Source organism: Pseudoalteromonas sp. DSM 26666, assembly GCF_900116475.1.
GTDB lineage: Bacteria > Pseudomonadota > Gammaproteobacteria > Enterobacterales > Alteromonadaceae > Pseudoalteromonas > Pseudoalteromonas tetraodonis.
This window is the reverse complement of record NZ_FPAR01000004.1, coordinates 107,571-130,686: the sequence shown is the minus strand read 5'-3', so window position 1 is coordinate 130,686 and position 23,116 is coordinate 107,571. Positions and strand designations below refer to the sequence as shown.

The 23,116-nt window shown below is 41.0% G+C and carries 19 protein-coding genes and 1 other annotated feature; of the genes, 8 read left to right on the top strand and 11 right to left on the bottom strand.

What is annotated here, in order from left to right; all coding sequences use genetic code 11:
* Positions 1-124 precede the first annotated feature (124 nt).
* Positions 125-994: an MYG1 family protein gene (locus tag BM380_RS08855; RefSeq protein ID WP_090494016.1), complete on the top strand. Its 870-nt coding sequence runs from the start codon at positions 125-127 to the stop codon at positions 992-994.
* A 282-nt stretch (positions 995-1,276) separates the two neighbouring features.
* Positions 1,277-2,410, top strand: coding sequence for a bifunctional chorismate mutase/prephenate dehydrogenase (gene tyrA / locus BM380_RS08850; RefSeq protein ID WP_013464496.1), 1,134 nt, complete (start codon positions 1,277-1,279; stop codon positions 2,408-2,410).
* Between the two features lie 61 nt (positions 2,411-2,471).
* Here tyrA and BM380_RS08845 read toward each other — a convergent pair whose 3' ends face one another.
* Positions 2,472-3,629, bottom strand: a complete 1,158-nt coding sequence (locus tag BM380_RS08845; RefSeq protein ID WP_013464497.1) for a chorismate mutase — start codon at positions 3,627-3,629, stop codon at positions 2,472-2,474.
* A 44-nt stretch (positions 3,630-3,673) separates the two neighbouring features.
* Positions 3,674-3,796 (bottom strand) — a sequence feature (Phe leader region).
* Positions 3,797-3,985: 189 nt separating this feature from the next.
* Here BM380_RS08845 and BM380_RS08840 point away from each other — a divergent pair.
* On the top strand, positions 3,986-6,988 hold the full coding sequence (locus tag BM380_RS08840; RefSeq protein ID WP_064663788.1) for a bifunctional diguanylate cyclase/phosphodiesterase: 3,003 nt from the start codon (positions 3,986-3,988) through the stop codon (positions 6,986-6,988).
* A 15-nt stretch (positions 6,989-7,003) separates the two neighbouring features.
* Here the strand turns inward: BM380_RS08840 and BM380_RS08835 are convergent, their stop codons facing one another.
* Complete coding sequence (locus tag BM380_RS08835; RefSeq protein ID WP_008464752.1) at positions 7,004-7,333, bottom strand: SUI1 family translation initiation factor; 330 nt, start codon at positions 7,331-7,333, stop codon at positions 7,004-7,006.
* Positions 7,334-7,580: 247 nt separating this feature from the next.
* Here BM380_RS08835 and BM380_RS08830 point away from each other — a divergent pair, with 247 nt between their 5' ends.
* Entirely contained in the window at positions 7,581-8,240 is a 660-nt protein-coding gene (locus BM380_RS08830) for a GAF domain-containing protein (RefSeq protein ID WP_090494014.1), read from the top strand.
* A gap of 78 nt (positions 8,241-8,318) precedes the next feature.
* Positions 8,319-9,509 carry an amino acid aminotransferase gene (locus tag BM380_RS08825; RefSeq protein WP_090494012.1) on the top strand — a complete coding sequence of 397 codons (1,191 nt, stop codon included), beginning with the start codon at positions 8,319-8,321 and terminating at the stop codon, positions 9,507-9,509.
* Between the two features lie 152 nt (positions 9,510-9,661).
* On the opposite strand, the gene BM380_RS08820 is transcribed toward BM380_RS08825, so the two are convergent.
* Genes BM380_RS08820 through BM380_RS08785 form a run of 8 tightly spaced genes read right to left on the bottom strand, consistent with a single transcriptional unit; the run spans position 9,662 to position 17,878 of the window.
* Positions 9,662-10,414: a DUF3379 family protein gene (locus BM380_RS08820; protein WP_090494010.1), complete on the bottom strand. Its 753-nt coding sequence runs from the start codon at positions 10,412-10,414 to the stop codon at positions 9,662-9,664.
* Positions 10,414-10,971 carry a sigma-70 family RNA polymerase sigma factor gene (locus tag BM380_RS08815; RefSeq protein WP_013464502.1) on the bottom strand — a complete coding sequence of 186 codons (558 nt, stop codon included), beginning with the start codon at positions 10,969-10,971 and terminating at the stop codon, positions 10,414-10,416. The genes BM380_RS08820 and BM380_RS08815 overlap by 1 nt, the downstream gene beginning before the upstream one ends.
* A 53-nt stretch (positions 10,972-11,024) precedes the next feature.
* Entirely contained in the window at positions 11,025-12,671 is a 1,647-nt protein-coding gene (locus tag BM380_RS08810; RefSeq protein ID WP_090494008.1) for a BatD family protein, read from the bottom strand.
* Complete coding sequence (locus tag BM380_RS08805; protein WP_090494006.1) at positions 12,665-14,560, bottom strand: vWA domain-containing protein; 1,896 nt, start codon at positions 14,558-14,560, stop codon at positions 12,665-12,667. The genes BM380_RS08810 and BM380_RS08805 overlap by 7 nt, the downstream gene beginning before the upstream one ends.
* Positions 14,560-15,543 (bottom strand): vWA domain-containing protein, encoded by a 984-nt coding sequence (locus tag BM380_RS08800; protein WP_090494005.1) that lies wholly within the window; start codon positions 15,541-15,543, stop codon positions 14,560-14,562. Before BM380_RS08800 ends, BM380_RS08805 begins: the two co-directional genes overlap by 1 nt.
* On the bottom strand, positions 15,536-15,970 hold the full coding sequence (locus tag BM380_RS08795) for a DUF4381 domain-containing protein (protein ID WP_013464506.1): 435 nt from the start codon (positions 15,968-15,970) through the stop codon (positions 15,536-15,538). The genes BM380_RS08800 and BM380_RS08795 overlap by 8 nt, the downstream gene beginning before the upstream one ends.
* A gap of 3 nt (positions 15,971-15,973) precedes the next feature.
* A complete protein-coding gene (locus BM380_RS08790; protein WP_024602812.1) occupies positions 15,974-16,918 on the bottom strand; it encodes a DUF58 domain-containing protein in 945 nt (314 codons plus the stop codon).
* Positions 16,919-16,921: 3 nt separating this feature from the next.
* Entirely contained in the window at positions 16,922-17,878 is a 957-nt protein-coding gene (locus tag BM380_RS08785) for an AAA family ATPase (RefSeq protein ID WP_013464508.1), read from the bottom strand.
* Positions 17,879-18,208: 330 nt separating this feature from the next.
* Between BM380_RS08785 and fadI the strand changes: the two genes are divergently transcribed.
* A complete protein-coding gene (gene fadI, locus BM380_RS08780) occupies positions 18,209-19,519 on the top strand; it encodes an acetyl-CoA C-acyltransferase FadI (RefSeq protein ID WP_013464510.1) in 1,311 nt (436 codons plus the stop codon).
* A complete protein-coding gene (fadJ, locus tag BM380_RS08775) occupies positions 19,519-21,711 on the top strand; it encodes a fatty acid oxidation complex subunit alpha FadJ (RefSeq protein WP_090494003.1) in 2,193 nt (730 codons plus the stop codon). Before fadI ends, fadJ begins: the two co-directional genes overlap by 1 nt.
* A gap of 110 nt (positions 21,712-21,821) precedes the next feature.
* On the opposite strand, the gene BM380_RS08770 is transcribed toward fadJ, so the two are convergent.
* Positions 21,822-22,208: an MmcQ/YjbR family DNA-binding protein gene (locus BM380_RS08770; RefSeq protein WP_013464512.1), complete on the bottom strand. Its 387-nt coding sequence runs from the start codon at positions 22,206-22,208 to the stop codon at positions 21,822-21,824.
* A 193-nt stretch (positions 22,209-22,401) separates the two neighbouring features.
* Here BM380_RS08770 and yeiP point away from each other — a divergent pair, with 193 nt between their 5' ends.
* Complete coding sequence (gene yeiP / locus BM380_RS08765) at positions 22,402-22,974, top strand: elongation factor P-like protein EfpL (RefSeq protein ID WP_024602810.1); 573 nt, start codon at positions 22,402-22,404, stop codon at positions 22,972-22,974.
* Positions 22,975-23,116: the final 142 nt, after the last annotated feature.

Here is a 23,116-nt window from a genome sequence, read left to right as displayed (position 1 = left end):
GCTATTGCAATTTTTATATTGCTACATTTAAAAACCAATACACACCTTAACCAGCATGCGTTAAAGTGTGGTTCACTTCAAAGCACAATATCTTCTCACTTCTTGCAAAAAATGATGTACAAAAATGAATGATAAAACGATAGTTACGCACAACGGCAATTTTCATGCAGATGATGTTTTTAGTATCGCTGCGCTTAAAATTATTTTCCCTTCTTTTACCCTGATCCGCACACGCGATAATGCGATTATTAATGACGCTGATGTGGTTATTGATGTTGGCGGCCAATATGACCCAGAAACTGACCGGTTTGATCATCATCAGCGCGGCGGTGCCGGTGCTCGCGAAAATGGGATTCCTTTTTCGTCATTTGGCTTGGTGTGGAAAAAATATGGCTTAGCAATATGTGATGATAATCAAGATGTGGCGAATGCAGTTGATGCAGGGCTTGTATCAACTATTGATGCCATTGATTGTGGTCATGTTGAAGGTGTTGCCACAGGAATTAGTTTAAGCCAAACAATTTCTATGTTTAACCCAACATGGGAAGAGGAAAGTAATTTTGATACTGCTTTTGATCAAGCGGTTGAATTTGCACACACTTTGCTGCTTCGTTTTGTTGCCTCAGCGCAGGGTGGTTTAAATGCTAAAAAGATTGTTGCTCAAGCAATTAAACAAGCAGACGATCCACGATTAATCGTACTAGAGCGTTATACGCCGTGGAAAAAAACCGTACATAGCTTATCAGAAGAAGCGCTATATGTAGTGTATCCATCGCATTCTGGTAAGTGGATAGTGCAAACGGTACCTGCAGAGCTAGGCTCGTTTGAAGACCGAAAGCCATTACCTGCACCGTGGGCTGGATTATCTGATAGTGAATTTCAAGCAGTGACCGGTATAGATGATGCTATGTTTTGCCATAATGGCCTATTTATCGCCGGTGCAGAATCATTCGAAAGTGTTATGTCGCTTGCGACTATGGCATTGGAATATTAGATAAAAAGTGCTAATTAAAGTGGCTATTAAGCCACTTTAATTTTCATTGTTTAAACTCGGCATAGACTTACATTTTTATATGCTTTTTAATTCACTTTACGCAAGCTGTGTTCTATTCATTTAATTATCCTACCTTGGTCGCAGTTGAGTGACTCATACTGATCTTTTCACTAATTAGCCTTTTAACCCCTAACGTATCCTGTTAGTATTTATCGTATTGATTAGTTTACTTTTTTGTAATTATTAATTTACGATTTTGCTTTTTTTGGATGGAATGAGAACGTGGCAGAGATAAGTGATTTAGCGCAGCTAAGAAAAGGTATAGATGAATGCGATGCGCAACTGGTTGCCTTACTTGCAAAGCGCAATGGTATTACTCAACAAATTGGCGCAATAAAACAACAAACTGGCGCGCCACTACATGCACCCGATAGAGAAGCTGATTTATTAGCTGCACGACGCCAAGAGGCAATTAATCAAGGTGTAAACCCTGATTTAGTCGAAGACATTCTCAGGCGCATGATGCGTGAAGCTTATCAAAATCAACAGGCCAAATTAGCTTGTGCCGACTCACAACTATCTCCGATTGTCATTGTTGGTGGTGAAGGGGCAATGGGGCAGCTATTTGCAAAACAATTTCAGCGCTCGGGTTACGAAGTTAAAGTTTTAGATAAAGCCCAGCAATCACAGGCAGCAGAGATTTTAAAAGGCGCAAAACTGGTGATGATCAGTGTGCCAATTAATGCCCTCGAAACGGTTGTTAACGCGTTACCTAAACTCGATGATGATTGTTTGCTGGTTGATATTACATCGGTTAAACAAGCGCCGTTAAATGTGCTCAAAAAAGTTCACAATGGCGCTGTTGTTGGCTTACACCCCATGTTTGGTCCTGATATTTCTCATTGGGTGAAACAAACCGTGGTGGTATGTGAAGGGCGTAATCCTGAAGTGGCACAAGGTTTATTAAAGCAGCTACAAATTTGGGGCTGTCAGTTAGTAGAACTTGATGCTAAAAAACACGATGAAGCGATGCAAATCATTCAGGTTATGCGCCATTTAACCACCTTTGTGTACGGTCAGTTTTTAGCAAAACAAGGACATACACTGGCAGAGCTGCGTAGTTGCTCATCACCTATTTATCAGTTAGAGCTGATGATGGTCGGTCGTCTCTTTGCGCAATCGCCAGAGCTGTATACTGATATTATGCTGGCGCAATTTGATAATGTAGAAAGCTTATTAGCGCAGTATCAGTGTTTGTTCTCAGAGACGCTTAAAAAGTTAAAAGCAGGGGATAAGCCAGCCTTAATCGATGCCTTTGCTGATGCAAAAGCCTACTTTTCTGACTCCACAGCGCACTTTTTGACACAAAGTCGCAGTTTATTAAATAAAGCGAACGACGCCAAAGTACTCGATTAAACTTGACAGATTAATTAAAACGAAAAAGGGCCCACAGGCCCTTTTTTAATGTTGCTTTAGGCTAGCTTTGTACACTCACCGCTTGCAGTGATTCGCTTTGATAACAGCCTAATACGCGTACGTACTGGGTATGCTCTTTAAGCTCTTCTAACGCATGTTTCACTTGGCTATCAGCAAGGTTCGCTTCTAAATCCACATAGAATACTTCTTCCCATGGATTTCCTGGTACAGGGCGAGACTCTAATTTTACTAGATTTATATTATGCTGTTTAAAAATCATCAGCGCATCGGCGAGTGAGCCTGCTTGTTGCTTAGTTGCCATAATTAAACTGGTTTTAGTGGGGATTTGTTTAGATACATGTAGCGGTTTACGTGCAACCACAATGAAGCGACTATGGTTTTCTTTTTGATTAGCAAGATTGGCCTTAATGACTTCAAGCCCTACATTTTTACCTGCTTGTGCAGAGCCAATAGCCGCACTGTTAGGTGTTTCAAGTGCTGATTTTAATGCACTCGATGTTGAATCGCAGGTTTCATGTTGCAAATCGCCAAGCCCTTGTAAAAAACGGCTACATTGAGCAAACGGTTGCGGGTGAGCAAACACTTTGGTTAATTGGTTAAGTTCTGTGTCTGGGGCGGCTAATAAACAATGCTCTACGCTGTGAGTGACTTCGCCGACAATAGAGACTTGCGCGTGCTGGAGTAAATCAAATACTTCATTAATACTGCCTGAGCTGGTATTTTCAATCGGTAACAAGCCAAAGTCGGCTTGGCCATTTTCTACTTTACCGGTGATCTCATCAAAAGAACTACAGCCAATTTCAATTAATTTGCCTGGTCGGCGACTAAAGTACTTATGACACGCAAGTTGACTGTAAGATCCTTGTCCGCCTAAATAGGTCACCCGATGGGTTTCACTTAGCGCATCAGGGTTGAGGTTTTTTTGCAGCATAGCTTGTTGATGTAATACTGAGTCTTCTAATATAGTTTGAAAAACATTATTTACATAGTAGGCATCTAAACCAAGAGATTTACCATAACCGATTAATTTTTCGAGTAATGCTAATTCACGTGCTTCATCACGAATTGGTTTATTATTCGCTATCTTATATTCAACAACACCATGGCTAATACGGCGTCGCTTCGCTAATAACACAAGTAGGTCAGAATCGATTTCATTTATATCGTGCCTAAGCGTGTCTAAAACATCATTGCTCATTTGGTTTTCCTCATTCCAAAAATGTCACTGTATTTAACAGCGTAAACAAAAAAGCCTCCCAGTTGGGAGGCTTTACTATTCGATTGATTTTATCTCACAAACAGGGAAGCCTCTTCTATATAAAGAAGCTAAAAAAAGATAAGAAAGTAAGTGAGTATTTTATATTCATGCCCTTAATGTATGAAGAGTAACCTCTAATGTCAACAAGCACTTATATTAAATAGGTTTTTTACCTGATATATATACAAAACATATTGTTTTTTAAAAACTTTACAAATAATTTATAATTCTGATTTGAGATCTGGTATATTTCTACTACTCGCAAAAATAATAATTATAAATAAGGTTGGCCTTTTGTGTATCGACGCCCTCCATCTCGATTTGGAATAAACTCACTCAGTGTCAAGTTATCACTGTTGATCTCTGGCATTTGTTTAGTTGCAGGTATTTGTGCGGCTGCATTAATGCTCAAATCAGAAGAGAAACAGCTTGTATTTGAAGAGCATGAGGTATTAAAGCAATCAAATGAATTATTAATAAACCAGTTTAATAATTTGATAGCGACCAAAGTTAAAATAGCTGAGCAAGCTAATATTGTTGTTAGCGAGCAGTTATTTGAGGGGCAATTATCATTTAAGAATAACAATGCCCCGACTATGCAAGTCACTAATGATGGTTCAGTGCGCAGCGCATCTGCCGATGGCTTATCTGCGGCGTTCATTCCCGAAAATGCTTATTCTCCTTTTTATAAACAGTTAATTGCAGATTCTGAATCGCTTTGGAAAGTGATTTCCCCCACGTTAATTCAAGATTTTTATAATTTTTACCTGATCACCAAAGATAATTTTATCCGTGTTGCGCCACCAAATTGGGCACTTAATGTCCCCGGAGATTACACCTTTAATCAAAGCAAAAGTTTTAATTACGCAAAATCGTTAACAAACCCACAACGCGAGCCGCTGTGGTCACGAGTGTATTACGATGGCGTTTGGAATAAGTGGGTCGTTAGTTTAATTGTACCTATTTATAAAAATGATGAGTTTTTAGGAGTTACGGGTAGTGATATTTCTCTCGACTCTCTCATATCGCAATTGCCCGTCGGCGGAAAAGAAAAACACTTAGTGGTGTTCGATAAGCAAGGGCAGCTATTGGCGCACCCTAATTTAGGAGCCGATAGTTATACCCAATACGGAGAGGCGGGAAAAAAGTTGCTACCTGGCGATTTTATTTCTCCTGAGCTAAAGCGAGTTATTGATAATGCAGGGCAAATACAATTGCCGGAATATGCCGACTCGTTTTCATTAAATGATGAAGACTACATTATAAATATCCATAAAGTTGAAGGTGTAAATTGGTACGTGGGCGTATATAAAAAGCGCTCTTCTACACTATCGGCACTGAAAGACTTAAAACTGAAGTTTTTTGGCTTGTTTATTCTGTATGCCATTTTAGTTGCTTTATTATTACACCAAGCACTTTACCAACTAGTATTAAGACGCCTACATTCACTGGTTTATGCGGTTACTAACTTTGGTAAAGGTCAGTTAGAAATTGATTTTCCAAAAGAAAATAAAGATGAAATTGGCACGCTTAATGGTTCATTCAAAGATATGACCATTGAAATCCGCAAACTCATCGATGGCTTAAACCAGCGCATAATAGAAAAAGAAATTGCAGAAAAGGCTGCAAATCGCTTGTCTAAAGCGGTTGCCTTCTCGGGCACGGGGGTGGTGATCACTGATGAAAACTTTGTGATTGAATATGTTAATCCAAAAATGCTGGAAATGACCGACTTTGCAGAAAGTGATTTCCTGCGCCAGCCACTTCTGACTATTATTGCTAATGAAATGACCATGCTGGTAGAGGACATTGACATTGATTTGCGCAACCGTAATTACTGGCGAGGGGATACCCTTATTGAAGCGCAAAACAAGCCACCCATATGGGTATCGCTGAGTGTGTCACCTATTCGTGAAGATGGTGGAAAAATCACCAGTTACGTTGCTTCAGCGCAAGACATTTCATTTGTAAAAGAAAGCCAACGCAAAATGGAACAGCTCGCTTACTTCGACACATTAACCGGGCTTGCTAATCGTACATTCTTTAGAATGCAGCTTAGAAAGTCGATGGCGCTTGCTGAAAGAGGGCGTTACTCGTTTGCTTTATTTTATTTTGATTTGGATGAATTTAAGCGTATTAACGATACTTTAGGTCACGATGCAGGCGATCAACTATTGGTTGAAGTGGCAACACGCTTAAAGCAGCGCTTACGAGCAGAAGATACTATAGCCCGTTTAGGCGGTGATGAGTTTGCGGTATTACTCAGTGGTATTGAGCATCAAAAAGAAGCATCGGAAGTCGCTGACACCATTCAAAAAACGTTAAATCAGCCAATAAAATTAGGTAGTAACGAAGTCATTGTTAGTGCCAGTATTGGTATTACCTTGGCGCCATTTGATAGCTTAGAAGAAGATCAGTTATTAAAACATGCCGATTTAGCCATGTATGAAGCAAAAGCGAAAGGGCGTAATACGTTCCACTTTTATAGCCAAGATCTAAATGCAGCCGCCAATGAGCGATTATTCCTTGAAAATGAGTTGCGCCATGCAATTAAAGAAAAGCAACTCACACTGCATTATCAGCCACAAGTTGATTGTCGAGATAATAGTGTAGTGGGATATGAAGCATTGCTTCGCTGGTTCCATCCTACGCAGGGATTCATTCCACCTACTAAATTTATTCCTATTGCTGAGGCAACGGGTTTAATTGTGGAACTTGGTAAGTGGGTGTTACAACAAGCATGTGAGTTCACTAAACGACTAGAGCAACAAGGTAGAGCGAGCAACATGTCGATAAACCTGTCAGCAAGGCAGTTTAAAGACGCAAGCTTAGTACCTATGCTGAAAAAAATAATCATAGAGACGCAAATTAATGCTAAAAGCCTGCACCTTGAACTGACTGAGAGCATGCTAATGGGTAATGTTGAGGCGGCTATTGATCAGCTACATCAATTGAAAAAGCTGGGTATTTCAATTTCTATTGACGATTTTGGTACGGGCTATTCTTCGTTGAGTTACCTTAAACGTTTTCCTGTTGATATTCTTAAAATTGACCGCTCGTTTGTTAAAGATATCCCTGAAGATGATAATGATATGGAGATCACCGCTGCGATTATTGCGATGGCACAAAAGCTCAAGCTTGATGTGGTTGCTGAAGGGGTTGAAACAATAGAGCAAGTTGAATTTTTACAAAACAATAATTGTTTTATTGTGCAAGGCTATTACTTTAGTAAGCCCGTAGCCGAAGCCGATATCCCTGTGTTGTTTGATCAATTAGCTGCGTTAAAAGTCCCTGAATAGAACAAAAATTGCGGGTTAACCACCCGCAATTTTTACCTTAAACTTTAATCCTTCTAAAATCGCCTTTAACTTATCGCGATCATCACCTTGTACTTCAATAACTCCTTCTTTTACTGCGCCACCTTGGCCCATCTTACTTTTTATTGTTTTTGCTAACTTTTTTAAATCGTGCTGTTGGGGATCTAATCCTACAACTAGCATTACGCCTTTACCTTTTCGACCTTTGGTTTGACGCTCTATGCGAATAGACCCGTCTTTAAATAGTTTTACATCCAGTTCTTTTTCTGGCTTTGGCTGGTCAATTCGCCCTGTTGCTGTTGAATACACTAAGTGATTATCACTCATAATTAACCTATCTAAGATTGAATCTAATATTGGGCTAAATAATAACAAATTTGTGACGCAAAGGCGTAATTTTTGCGCCTAAGCTGAACACCTTTTAATCCCGCAAAGATAAACATCCTCTGTTTAAGTACCGCAATAGTGCTTATGAATAAAAGTGCTTAAGGATTTTAAAAAGCGCTTTAAATTGGCTAGCGCTATAAAAATATCCATGCTACTATTTCGGCATTATAGATGTATGGATGGCCAAATGATAAATTCTTATTTAGAGCAAGCTCAGCTTAATGTAGAGCAACAGTTAATTAATGCTGAGCTAGAAAAGCTTGAGCAGTACTTAAATAGCAATGCTGCACCGGCCGTGCGTTGGCAGTATCAAATTCCAGAACTCGGTGAAGGTGGCGCATGTAGTTTATTCGGCTACTTGCAAGATGAGCCGTTTAATTTAAACGATTACGTTAGCCAAAATACGCAAACAACGGCAAAGTTAGCGCAACTTCAGTTGATTGTTGACTATGTAATCGAAAACACCCAGTTAGATTGGTATGGCATCTATCAAAATACGGCCACCCCTGAAGGCGAGCAGTTATTAAAGCTCGCTTATTTTGGTGCACCGAGTCGCCCTTTATTTCCGCTCACCGCTGAATTTGCAACCGGCAGTAATAATGTGCAAGTGGCACTCAGTGGTAAAGGACGTGTCATTAATAATGTTGAGCAATATTTAGCCGCGGGTGGTGAGTATTACACCTGCGATCCTAAGGTAAAAGCAGAGGCCTGTTTACCACTATTTAATGCACAAAAGCAGTGCATTGGCATTATCGATGGCGAAGCCTTTAACACGGATTTTTTTGATAATGCGACACTCGCATTATTAATTGCATGCTGTATTAAAATTCCTCACTTTTTAGTGTAAATAACACTGGTCAATCGAGAGAGTTTTTATGTTAAGCTTAGCGCAACAGCTAACCCCTAAATAACGAAGAGATAGTCAATGTTCTCAGTATTAAAACCATTACCAACAGACCCTATTCTTGGCCTTATGGCGGCCTATAAGCAAGATACTAACCCTAATAAGATTGACTTAGGGGTTGGTGTATATAAAGACGAGCAGGGGAATACCCCGGTATTAAAGTCAGTAAAAAAAGCAGAAGCGTTTCGTTTAGAAAATGAAATGAGCAAATCTTACATTGGTCTTGCTGGTAACTTAGATTACTGTCAACAAATGGAAAATCTTCTTCTTGGTGAGCACCCAGCATTATTAGCTAATCGCGTACGCACAGCACAAGCACCTGGTGGTACAGGCGCACTTCGTGTTGCAGCAGAATTTATTGTACGTTGTAACCCAGGCGCAACTGTATGGGTTACTAACCCAACGTGGGCTAACCACATTAGCTTATTTAAAGCTGCAGGCTTAACTGTTAAAGAATACCCATACTACGACTACGAAAACAAAGATTTATTGTTTGATGAAATGGTTGAAACATTAACACAGGTGCCTAAGGGCGATGTTGTGTTATTACATGCATGTTGTCACAACCCAAGTGGTATGGATTTAAACGAAACACAATGGAATACTATTGCTGAACTTGCAAAAGATGTGGGCTTTACGCCATTGATTGATATTGCATACCAAGGTTTTGGTTCTTCTTTAGAAGAAGATGCCAATGGTTTACGTATTTTAGCCAATGCGGTTGAAGAGTTGATCATTTGTTCATCATGTTCTAAAAACTTTGGCTTATACCGTGAGCGTATTGGTGCGTGTTCAATTATTGCAAAAGACAGTGCAACCGCTGATATTTCAAACTCGGTATTATTAAGTGTGGTACGTAGCATTTATTCTATGCCGCCAGCGCACGGTGCAGACATTGTAAACACCATTTTAAGCAGCACAGAGTTAACGCAGTTATGGCACAGTGAACTTGATGAAATGCGTAACCGTATTAATGGTTTACGTAGTTTAATTAAAGACAGCCTTGCAGCCAAAGACATTGCTCAAGACTTCTCATTTATAGACCGCCAACACGGTATGTTCTCTTTCTTAGGTATTAATAAAGAGCAAATCGAGCGTCTACAAAAAGACTACGGTATTTATATTGTGGGCTCTAGCCGTGTAAACGTAGCGGGAATTAGTCAAGCAAACATCGATTACTTTGCTAACGCTGTTGCTGATGTATGTAAGTAACCAATAATAAGTTTTAGCTTATTAGCAATAAAAAAACCGCACACTCGTTGCGGTTTTTTTATTGTTTGTAATACCCATCCCCTTATATCAATCTGCTTAGATATAAGGGAGTTTAACTCGTTAAATTGTTCAAATATTTATACAAATTGGTATTACAGCCAGCGAATAGCGCCTGCAATACGTTCATTATACATATCAACCGGTGAGCCTAGGCTTGCTATTAGTACAGTATCAGCTTGTTTTCCTCGGCTTATATGGCCTACGTAGCGAGAGTCACTAAAGTCACCCGAGCCAATTTCAAAGACTTTGTTATCACTAGGGACAATAAACACGGTCATAGGGCCAAAGTCCGATTCAAACACTAAATGGATGCCTTTCTCGCCTTGAAAATCGCAAAAGTTAACATAAGTAACTTTCCCAGGTAAATCATTAAGTTGACCGCCAAGTAAAGCCAGCTTTTCATTGACTGTTTGTAAGCTGATAGGTTGATTTTTATTTAACGCGTTAAGTTCATGATAAACATGCGCCAATGCATGCTCGCCAGCCGCATGATTCAAGTTTTGCTCTGTGCTAAACATAAACGCACTTACCGCAATCACAAATGAAGCAGCGAACGCCAAATATACACGGTCAAACTTAAAGCGTGAGCGTGAATCAATAACGTTGTCTTTTTGTTCAAGCTCATCTTTTCTGGCTTTTTCTTTTAACGAGGTGTTTAAAATAATCCGTTCAGCAAGGTTGTCAGGCACAGGAATATCAAGCGCATCATTGAGTTGCTTATCAAATGTTTTGTTTTCATTTAAAAATTGTTGTCTATCGGGACTGCTGTTTGCAAATTCCAGTAGTTCTTTGTCTAGCTCGTTTGGCTGTGCAATCGTGCGGCGACGAAACTCAAGTTCATCCATTATTTTGATGCCCCTTTAAGTTGTTCATCATCACGGCTTAGTGCCTCTTTAAGTTGATTTTTTGCTCGAAATAAACGTGTCATAACCGTATTTTTGTTTAAATCGAGTATGTCTGCAATTTCATCCCCAGAGCAGCCCATAACCACTTGTAATAGTAGCGGCTCTTTGTATTCATCGGCCAACAACGAAATTTGCCGTTGAATAACGGTTTGCTCCATTTCATCATCTAAAGAATGACTGGTTTGATCCACTAGCGTGTCGTTATCTACATCACTGTAATCAAATTGCTTGCGCTCAAAGCGCCTCGCATTTTCGCGTCTTAAAATTGTTAGCAACCATGGCTTAGCTGCTTTTTGATCGAGTAACGAGTCAAGCGATCGCCAAGCACGTAAAAAGGTTTCTTGCACTAAGTCATCTGCAATATTCGGATCGTTACATAACCAGTAAGCGAAGCGATAGAGTTCCTTATGATAAACGTGAACCAGGGCTTCGTAGCGTTGTTGTTTTTCAGCCATATTTAGTAAGACCCGATCATTCGATTTTTTATTTCCAAACATAAGCACTTTTTAGTTAAAATTATTATAGTCAAAAAAGCAAAATACAATTGAGATCAAGAATACAGCTCTTTTAACGCAGGTGATGAAGGCTTAGCTGTTTGCGATTGATGTGCCTTTAACATGCTAACTATAGCGTCTAAATTGGCGCGAGCCGTTTGCTTACTGTACAACTGTGCTTGTAAATTGTTTATCTGCGCGGTGAACTGCGAGTTGTTTATCATAGCGCATAAATGGGATAGCGCCCCTACCTTTTTACCTGTAAGGGTTAGCGCATACTGATTAAGCGCATCGTAAAATGCTTTTTCGTCATGGCTTTTAGCTAATACCAGCAGGGCTTTTAAAGATGGTTGTTGATTTGTTTTATTAGTTGTTTGAGCCGCTTGTTGCACTTCTTTAGCTGGGCGTTTAATAAAGTAAAAAATCACCGTCGCAATCCATAAAACATAACCAAGCGCGGCCACAATAATTAGCCACAGTGGTGTGGCAGTTTGCTGTTGCACTGTAACTGCTTGCTCCGTTGACTCTGCCATAGTGTTATTTAGGTTGTTTTCAGCTGGCGGATTAAGCGTTTGCACTGGCGCTGTTGTACTGGGTGTTACTGTAATAGTACGCTCAGGTAAGGTCGCATAACTAATTCGATTTATTTTGGTGTTATACCAAGGCAAGCTAATTTCAGGCAATGTGTAAGTGCCAGGTGTTTGTGGCAATAGCGCAAATGAGGCGCTTTGCTGTGATACCACTCGACCATCACGTACCGCATTATTGGTTTCTTTTTCATCAGGGTAGCTGCGAATACCATTAATAGTAGGCATATCAATTTCGGGTAACTGCTCTTTAGTCACCCCTAAGGCGGTAAGCATAATAGTGCGTGTTATTGGCGTGCCGGCTTCAACGGTATTATCCTCTGGTTGCCATTGCTCGGTTAAGCTCACCAGTTCACTGGGTAACCAGTCTCCTTGATAGTTTTCAGGGATAGGTTTAATTTCAATTTGCTGCTCATCGCCAAGCGCTGACACTTCCAATTGGCGATAGTTTTGCTGAATACGCCCCTGAAAAACGGGAGCTGCAATAGTGTAGGCGCCACTTTTTTGGGGCTGAATTAAATAATTACGGGTGATCACTAAATAACGTTTACCGTTAACCAGTTCATAATCTTCGCTTTGTTTACCGAGTTGGGTAAGTTGGGCATCTTCCATACTTGGCGCACTTAAGCTGCCATCAAGAAGCTCTTTGGCTAAGTAAAGCTTAATGGTGTAAACGCCAGCCTCTTGTACAAATAAGCTGTTGTTTGAGAGTGAGGTTTTTAAAAATATATCGTTATTTTTATCTGCGTCGCTGCTGCGCTCTTTAACCGATAAACTAATTGGTTGCGAGTTTAGCCCTGCAACACTAAAACTAGGAATGGTGTATTCACCCGCCTTGCGGGTCATTAGTTTAACAGACCAAGAGGTTTGTTTTTTTATACTGCCATTAATAATGTTAGTGCGGCTACTTAAGCTCATAGGGCCGACTACAAAATCTTTTAATAATGCTGAGGTGTCGGGTTGTTGCCCTTTTATTGAATCATCAATGCTAATATTAAGCATAAAAAATTCACCCGCTAATACTGGGTTTTTATCAACGCTTGCCTCCAAAGTGGTGGCGGCCATTAATGGCATGGCAGTTAATAGCAATAAACAGCAAAATAATCGCATTACCATGATTTTTCTACTCCTGTTGGACGGCGTTGATATTGTCTTTTTTGGGCTTCTAATTGCATTTTGTTTCTTAATAAAATAGCGGGATCGTCGGGCACTTTTCTTAATAACTGATTTAGTTGCTGTGCTTTTTCTTTTTCTTCATTAGTGAGCTCAGCGGCTTGTGCCTGCATGGCTTGTTGCTGTGCCTGCTGTTTTTGCTCATCAGAGGGCGGTTGCTCACTCATTTCATTAGGTTGATTTTGCGGCTCATCTTGCTGCGGTGTATTCTCGTCTTTATTTTCATTTTGTTGGCTTTGTGACTGAGCTTGCATGTCAGGCTCATTCTGTTTGTCTGATTGCTCACCAGATTGGCGTTGTTCATCTTTTGATTGTTCAGAGGACTGATCTGATTGCTGTTGCTCACTATTTTGGCTGTCCTCTTCGCTTTTATCTGCGTTGTTTTTCTCGCCATTTTTTTGCTGATCTTGTTTTGATTTATCTGCATCATCTTGACTTTGCTTATCTTGATTTTGCGAATCATTGCCTTGCTGATTTTCTTGGTCTTGCTGTTGATTCAGTAACTGCTCAACAAGCGCTTGATTCTCAGCGGCTTCACTAAAGTTATCTTGCTTTACTTGCGCTTGTTTATACGCGTCAATGGCAGCCTCTAATTGTCCTGCTTTAGCCAAGGCGTTGCCATAGTTATAATAACCGGTTGCTGACTTATCTTGGCTAAACTCATTTAAGGCAGCATCAAATTGCCCTTGCTGATAAAGTGCAGCCCCTTTGAGAGCGCTTGAGCGAGCCTGGGCTGCTTGTTGATACTCTTTGTTGTTGTATGCCTCTAATGCCCGTTGATCCGTATTTTTAAACAGGGTTGGCAGCTCTGCGGCATGCGCATTTTGTTGAGGTAAAAAGCTAAGTAATAGTACTGCGCTAACTAATGCAGAACGTCTAAATAAATACAAAGCTAAAGGCAGTAAAATAAGCAAACCATAAATACCGGCGTCAATTCGCCATAAGGCTAAATTTGGTTTTTCACTTTTTAATACCTCACTGTTTGCTTGCGGTGAAAAAACGGCAATATCGCTATTGCTTGGCTGATAATCGGCAAACTGCCCACCGCTATTTTTTGCAAGTCCTTCAAGTAAAGATGCATTGAGGGTTGGCACCACAATTTGACCATAATTATCTTTTAAAAACCCGCCTTCAGGTAACTTTATAGGAGCTCCTTGCGCTGTGCCTACGCCGTAAATATTAAGTCGATATTGGCTACTGTTGGTAAAACGGCTTACATCGCTTTGCTGTTGTTGCTCAATACCATCGGTGATCAAAATAATATCGCCATCGAGGTAGCCGGCTTGGCTTAGTAGCTCTTGTGCCATATCTAAGCCAGCGAGTACGTTTGAGCCTTTATCTGGCATAATTTCAGGGCTTAAACTAGGAATAAGGTTGGCAAGAGTCTTAGCGTCGTTGGTCAGTGGTGAAATGGTATAGGCAGTGCCTGCGTAAGCCACTAACGCGGTATCGCCTTCTTTAAATAGCTCAACCATATCGAGGGCTTTAAAACGTGATTGCATTAATCGATTGGGAGCAATGTCGGTGCTATACATAGAGTAGGACATATCCATGACAATAACGCGGGCACTTTTACTTTGAAACACGGGTACTTGTTTCTCTTCAAAGCTTGGCCCTGCACTAAATATAATTGCTAAATTGCAAAATAACGCAACCAGCCACAGCGGCTGGCGAGCTTTATTGTTTGATTCACTCATTACAAATGGTGCCAAATGCGGCGCAATAAGCGGCGCTGACTGGTTTTTTTTATGTTTTAGTAAGGCGATAAAAAATAACCCTGAGGCAGGGAATAACAGCCATAAAATAGCAGGACGAATAAATTCAAAATCCATTAGTTTGGCTCCTTCATTGCGCGCACCGTTTTTATCAATGCCATTGCACTTATGAGTAAAATGGCCAGTAATAACGGATAATAGAACAAGGCTGTTTGTGGGCGAAAGGTTTGCTCATCGGCACTAATTGGTTCAAGCTTATCAAGCTCAGCGTAAATCTGTTGCAGGCCAGCGACATCTTTTGCTCTAAAATACAGACCGCCTGTTTGCTCAGCAATTTTTTTCAATAAGCCCTCATCTAGGTTACTGCCCCCAGAGCCCATATTAAATAAACTAAAGCCGCGCGGGTTATCTGAACCGACTCCGATGGTGTACACTTTTATACCTTCTTCACGGGCAAGTAGCAGCGCATCTTCTGGGTTTAAATTTCCTGCGGTGTTTTGTCCATCTGTAAGCAACACCACAATACGGTTACTTTCTTTTTTACTGGCAAAGCGTTTTACCGATAAACCTAAAGCGTCACCAATCGCCGTGGCACGTCCTACTAAACCAATTTGCGCCTCAGAGAGCATTTTAATGACGGTTTTCACATCACGCGTCAATGGGGTTTGTAAAAAAGCGGTATCACCAAACAATATAAGGCCGAGTCTGTCGCCTTGGCGCTGCTCTATAAAGTCACTTAGCACTGCTTTAACCATGGTTAAACGGTCAACATATTGGCCATTGTAAGCCATGTCTTGTTCTGTCATTGAGCCCGATAAATCCACAGCGAGCATTATATCGCGGCCTTCGTTGGGTAGCGATATGGGCTCATCTAACCACGTTGGATTTGCTGATGCGGTCACTAATAATAACCATAGCAACCACTCGATAATATTCAATTTACGCGCACTTGGCTCTATGCTTTGATTGCTTAAATTATGTGATGCAAAACTTGGGATGCGCAGACGCGTGTTGGCATCATTGGCGGCGGGTTTTAATAGTAACAATATTAAAGGCAGCGGCAGTAATAAAAACAGCCATGGCCAGCTAAATTCAAACATGCAGCGGCTCCTTTAGTTTAAATTGTTTAATGGCTTGGCGAAATTTATCACTGAGGGCTGCCTGTGTTTGATTAGCGTTATATAGGCTTAAAATTTCTTCTTCTGTAAAGCCAATAGCTGAAAGTTGGTTTAATGTGTTGCACCAATGCGTTGTTGATTGCGCGGCCAAACGCGGATCGTAATAGGTGATCACTAAACGCTTTAAAATGACATGCAATTGCTGCGCTGACTGTTGTTGATTAGCTAATGCAATGGCATCACGTTTTGGCTTTTTAAAGCGATAATTTTTATAAATTATGACAATTAAGCTACACAATAAACACACAGCAATTGCAATAACAACCCACCAAGCAGGAGCGAGTGGCCACCAGTCGACTTGGGTGGGAGCAATAATATCGTGTAGACCATCAAGTGGAGAGGTTTGCATGATTTATTTTCTCACTAATTGCAGTTCCAGCGCAGTGGCTGCATCAAATGATAATAGGGTGAGTCCAGACTTTGTTAAGCGATTAATGCGTGCGCTAAATGCGTGCTCGGCATTTTTGGCAAATCGTTGTCTAAAGCTCTTGTCCATTAAGGGCAGGGCAAATTGCTGATTATTAGCACTGACGGTTACCGTTTGTTTAAAAGCAGGTAATTGATGTTCAAAGGGGTCGCTAATATGACACCCAATCAGTTCACAATGACGCGCTAAAAGTTCAAGTTGCTTAAAGCTGGCGTCATCCAAGGCGTTAAAATCAGACACGATATAAACCAAACTACCGGGCTTAGCTAAGTGATTTAAACGTTTGAGGTTATCGCTAAAATTATTCGCGGCCGGCTTATCAATGTTTTCAAGAGCCAGCTGATGCGCATCGCATAAATTATGGCATAGTTTTAATACCGCTTTTTCACGAGCGCTGGGTTTTAGCTCTAAATGCGAGTGCTGATTAAACACAATACCGCCAATTCTGTCGCCACGCTGACACGCTGACCACGCAACTAAGGCGCTAATATGTGCTGCTTGCACCGATTTTAACAGTAATTGCGAGCCAAATAGCATTGAGTTTGAAAAGTCAGTAAACACAAATACCGGGCGCTCTTTTTCCTCTTGAAAAAGTTTAGTGTGGGTTTCGCCTGTGCGCGCGGTAACGCGCCAATCAATAGAGCGTATATCGTCACCGTTTTGATAATGACGCACTTCGGCAAATTCCATACCCCGGCCTTTGTGGGGCGCAAGGTATTGCCCCGCCAAGGTGTTTTTTATTCTAACTTTAGGTGCCAGCTCAAGCAGTTGCGCTTTTGCTTTATAATACATCAGCTCTTTAAGCGATAAATTAACACCATGGCTATGGCTTAATTTAAGCCATGCCTGAGAATCAACGTGTGTTTGCATAACTTAAGGTACTGCGACTAGTTCAACAATACGGCTAATAACCTGATCTTTTGTAATACCATCGGCTTGTGCTTCGTAACTTAGAATAATGCGATGGCGCAATACATTATGTACCACAGCTTGTATATCGTCAGGTGATACAAAATCACGACCACTTAACCACGCATGAGCGCGGGCACACTTATCAAGAGCGATAGTAGCGCGAGGGCTTGCGCCGTATTCAATCCAGCGGCCAAGTTGCTCATCTAAGTTTGCGCCTTCTCGAGTAGCAATAATCAATTGAACTAAGTACTGCTCTAATGGCTCGGCCAAATACAGACCTAAAATTGCTTTTCGCGCAGCAAACAAATCGGGTTGTGAAATTTGCTCAAGCACTGGGGCTTCATCATTAAGTGCTTCACCACGGGTCAAACGTAAAATATCAAGCTCATGCTCAGCACCTGGGTAATTAATACTTAGGTGCATTAAAAAACGGTCTAATTGCGCTTCTGGTAGCGGGTAAGTACCTTCTTGCTCAAGCGGATTTTGTGTTGCCATCACTAAAAACAGGTCACTGAGTGGATAGGTGTTTTTGCCTACCGTGACTTGGCGCTCGGCCATTGCTTCTAATAATGCCGATTGTACTTTTGCTGGTGCTCGGTTTATTTCGTCCGCTAAAATGAGATTATGAAATAAAGGGCCTTTTTCAAACACAAACTCACTGGTTTGTTGGCGATAAATATCGGTGCCGGTCACATCGGCTGGTAATAAATCTGGGGTAAACTGAACACGCTGAAACGAGCCTTCAATACCTTTTGCTAAGGCATTAACAGCGCGTGTTTTTGCAAGCCCAGGTGGGCCTTCAACTAATAAATGACCATCGGCTAAAATAGCAATTAATAGTGCTTGAGTGAGCGCAGGCTGGCCAATAATTTGGGTGTCTAAATACGTTTTTAATTGTGAAAATGCGTTAGCTGCCATAATAAGTGGACTGTCCTCGTCAGCTTAAATAATACCTAAATTGGTTAGGTAACAAATACTGAGCTAGTTATAAGGTTTATAAGTGGATAACTCAAGAGTTAGACTGATTTTTTAAAAATAGTTCGTTATTTTTTAACGATTTTTTAGCCTAACATAAAACTTTGTAAAACCAGCTAAAAAAGCCTATTGTATTACCCTCATACAATGTATGTAGTGATTTACAATGGCGCTTTTGTATTAATTTACCTTTATCTATTGGCTTTATCACACGGGTTGTTTAGAATCGGAGAAAATATACAGGTCTGACCTGTCAGCGGGAGAGAATAATAAATGTCTGAGCAAAACATACTTAAAACACCAAAAGGCGACCGTATTGCCATCGTAAGCGGCTTACGTACTCCTTTTGCTAAGCAAGCGACTGCGTTCCACCATGTACCAGCATTGGATATGGGTAAGCTAGTAGTTAATGAAATGCTTGAGCGATTAAATTTCGACAAGTCAGAAATCGATCAATTGGTTTTTGGGCAAGTAGTACAAATGCCAGAAGCGCCAAATATTGCGCGTGAAATTGTATTGGGTACTGGGATGCCAGTATCGGTTGATGCGTACTCTGTATCGCGTGCTTGTGCGACGAGTTTTCAAGCGATAGCAAACGTTGCCGAATCAATTATGGCAGGCTCTGTGAGCGTAGGTATTGCCGGTGGTGCCGATTCATCATCTGTATTGCCAATTGGTGTAAGTAAAAAATTAGCGGGTAGCTTAGTTGATTTAAACAAAGCACGTACGCTTGGTCAGCGTTTAAAAATATTCTCAAAACTACGTTTAAAAGATTTATTGCCAGTGCCGCCAGCGGTTGCTGAGTACTCAACGGGTTTATCAATGGGACAAACAGCCGAGCAAATGGCTAAAACCCATAACATTAGCCGTGAAGATCAAGATGCCTTAGCGCATCGTTCTCACTCACTGGCAACTCAAGCCTGGGCTGATGGCAAGCTTAAAGATGAAGTAATGACGGCTCATTTACCGCCTTATAAAAGCTTTATTGAAGAAGATAACAATATTCGTAAAAACTCAACGGTTGAAGGTTATGCCAAGCTTAAGCCGGTATTTGACCGTCAACACGGCTCAGTCACTGCAGCCAATGCAACCCCATTAACCGATGGCGCAGCCGCAGTGTTAATGATGAGCGAAAGCAAAGCCAAAGCATTGGGTTATGAAATTTTAGGTTATGTGCGCAGTTTTGCGTTCTCAGCCATTGGCGTAGAAAAAGACATGCTAATGGGGCCGGCTCACTCAACGCCTATCGCACTTGATAGAGCAGGTATTACGTTAGCCGATTTAGATCTAATTGAAATGCATGAAGCGTTTGCATCGCAAACCTTAGCGAATATGAAAATGTTTGCTTCAGATAAATTTGCACAAGAGCACTTAGGGCGTAATAAAGCCATAGGTGAAATTAACATGGATAAGTTTAACGTGAACGGCGGCTCGCTTGCATATGGTCATCCATTTGCGGCAACCGGCGCGCGTTTAATTACACAAAGTTTATACGAGCTTAAGCGTCGTGGCGGTGGTTTAGCGTTAACGACTGCCTGTGCTGCGGGTGGTTTAGGTGCAGCCTTTGTATTGGAGAGTGCGTAATGACAGATTCAGTATTTAATTTAACGGTTGATGATAACAAAATAGCCGTAGTGACCATTGATGTGCCGGGTGAGAAAATGAATACCCTGCGAGATAGCTTTGCTGATGATTTAAAAGCATTATTAGCACAAGCTAAAGAGCACGCAGTTAAAGGTATGGTATTTATTAGTGGTAAAAGCGATAACTTTATTGCTGGTGCCGATGTTAAAATGCTAGACAGCGTGCAAAAGCGTGAAGATGCATTAGCTATTAGCGAATTATGCCATCAAGCATTTTTTGATATGAAAAAGCTTCCGTACACCACAGTTAGTGCTATACATGGCGCAGCGCTTGGTGGCGGTTTAGAATTTGCTTTAGCCTGTGATTACCGCGTAGGTACAGATAGCGATTTAACTAGAATTGGTTTACCAGAAGTACAACTAGGTTTATTACCTGGCGGTGGTGGTACACAGCGCTTAACTAAAATCGTGGGCATTCAAAAAGCCCTTGAGTGGATGCTAACCGGAAAACAAATTCGTCCTAAACAAGCTAAAAAAGCCGGTGTATTGGATGATTGTGTACCACAAAGCGTACTGTTAAAAGTGGCTAAAGAGTTTGCGGCGAAGAAAAAGCCACAAGCTAAAGAGCCTAAACTAGATAAAATCAGTCAGCTATTAGAGTCAAACCCATTTGGTCGTAACTTTATCTTTAAAAAAGCTAAAGAAAACGTTCTTAAAAAAACCGGTGGTCATTACCCTGCGCCGCTTGCAATTATTAAAGCGGTACGTGCAAGCGTAGAGCTTGATGAAATGAAAGCGTATAAAACCGAAGCAGAAGGTTTTGCCACATTGGTAATGAGTGATGAGTCTAAAGCGCTGCGCGGTATTTTCTTTGCAACCACTGAAATGAAAAAAGAATGGCGCAATGATGATGCTCCCGCGATTAGTAAAACTGCCGTGTTAGGTGGTGGCTTAATGGGCGCAGGTATTGCCCATGTGAGTGCGGTCAAAGCTAAATTGCCGGTCCGTATTAAAGATGTGGCAGAGCAGGGCATAAGTAATGCCATGAACTACACATACAAAATTTTAGATAAGCGTCTTAAACGCCGTATTATGTCTAAAGCCGATATGCAGTTAACGATGAACCGCATTACCGGCACTACCGATTACAGCGGTTTTAAACACATAGATTTAGTGATAGAAGCCGTATTTGAAGATTTAGAGCTTAAGCAAGGTATGGTTGCTGATGTAGAGCAGCATTGCCAAGCGAATACTATTTTCGCAAGTAATACTTCGTCATTACCTATTTCGCAAATTGCAGCTAAAGCAGCGCGTCCTGAAAATGTAATTGGTTTACATTATTTCTCACCAGTAGAGAAAATGCCACTGGTAGAAATTATTCCTCACGAAGGCACCTCAAAAGAAACGATTGCTCGTGTAGTTAACTTTGCGCGTAAGCAAGGTAAAACGCCAATTGTGGTAAAAGATATGGCTGGTTTTTATGTTAACCGTATTTTAGCGCCATACCTGAATGAGGCGGCAAACTTAATGCTTGCCGGTGAGCCAATTGAAAAAATTGACGCAGCCTTAGTTGAGTTTGGTTTTCCAGTTGGACCGTTGGCACTCCTGGACGAAGTGGGTATTGATATTGGTTCTAAAATCGCGCCAATTCTTGAAAAAGAACTCGGTGAGCGTTTTAAAGGCCCAGATGCTTTCTCGCGCATGATTGATTCCAAACGCTTAGGCCGTAAAACGGGTCGTGGTTTTTATGAATACGACAAGAAAGGCAAAAAGGTTGATGAGTCAGTCTATGAGCTACTAGGTGTAACCCCAGCTCCACGTTTAAATAAAAACGAAATTGCTAAGCGTTGTATCTCACAAATGCTTAATGAGGCCGTTCGCTGTTTAGATGACGGTATTATTGCCAGCCCACGTGATGGTGATATTGGTGCTATTTTTGGTATTGGTTTCCCACCGTTCTTAGGTGGCCCGTTTAGCTACATGGATAAATTAGGCGCAGGTAAAATAAGCTCTGATATGTCTACTCTGGCTAACAGCAACGCTATTTTTACACCTTGTGATACTTTACTTACAATGGCTGACAAGGGCGATAAGTTTTACACAACAGCCGCTAATAAAGCTGAAGTGGAGTTAGTGCAAGGTGATGATAAATCAACAGATACTCCAAATGAGACGACTGAACAGAAAGATTAATGTTTTAAGTTAACGTAAAAAAGCCGCAAATTATGCGGCTTTTTTGTGTTGGATAATCAACAATAATACTTAATTAATCGAATTGGTAAAAGTTGCGTCTGGACGCTTATTTACAGTAACGCTTCAATGGCCTTTTTATCTTTATCAGGCATGTTGTCGACCACCAAATTAAACGAGTTATCAATCATACGCTCAATTTCACCCTGTGGTACTGAGCCATCTAAAATCACGGTATTCCAAAGGCGTTTATTCATATGATAACCTGGAATAACGGCAGGGAAAATATCTCGTAATGATTGCGCCTCATCAGGATCGCACTTTAAGTTTAGCCACCAAATAGGTTCGCCATTTTCGTCAGTTTCACCCTCATTGCTAAGTGCAAGAGTGGCAAACATTTTATGATTTACTTTATACACATCAACATCTTTAGCAAAAGGCTGGGTTAGTTTAACTAACGGCTTGTTCATTAAATAGGTATGTACAGTTTGTTGGTTCATGAGCCATTCCTTGAGGTCATAATCGATAACTTAACCATAGCAGCTTTTTGCCACTAGATAACACGAGTTTAAGTCTAAATTACAGATTTATGAGTCAGTACGAAGTAAGAAGCTAATCATATCACTTTATTGTTGAACAAAATCAGTTTCGTGGTATGTTTCTCGCAATCAAAAAAACAATAGGAATTCACCCATGCCAAAGGCAAGTGATGTTAAAAAAGGGACGGCTATTGACTTTAATGGCCGTGTATTAGTAGTAAAAGATATCGTACGTTCTGTACCACAAGGTCGTGCCGGTGGTAGTTTATACCGTATGCGTTTATACGATGTGGTCACGGGTAGCAAAGTTGACGAAACATTTAAAGACAGCGACATGCTTAACCTTGCGGATTTAACCCGTCGTGAAGCGATGCTGTCGTACATTGATGGCGATGAGTATGTCTTTATGGATAATGAAGACTACACGCCTTACAACTTGGCTAAAGACGCGATAGCTGAAGAGATTCAGTTTGTTAACGAAGAGACCCAAGGCGTGCATGTTATTGTGATTGATGGTGCGCCAGTTGGGCTTGATCTTCCTTCAAGTGTTGAGCTTGTAGTTGAGGAAACCGACCCTTCAATTAAAGGTGCTTCAGCTAGCGCGCGTTCAAAGCCTGCTCGTTTATCAACCGGCTTAACTATTCAAGTGCCAGAGCATATTTCTACGGGCGATCGCATCCGTATTAATACTGCAGAGCATAAGTTTATGGGCCGTGCTGACAAGTAAGCCGCTATAAATCTATGATGATTAGCCGAGTATTTAAGTTGCTCGGCTTTTTTGTGTCTGATTTGCCCCTCAAATTGATTAAGCATTATTGCTGATTAGCAGCATGCGTTGCTTCAAATTTAGCCAATTTAACGTTATTATA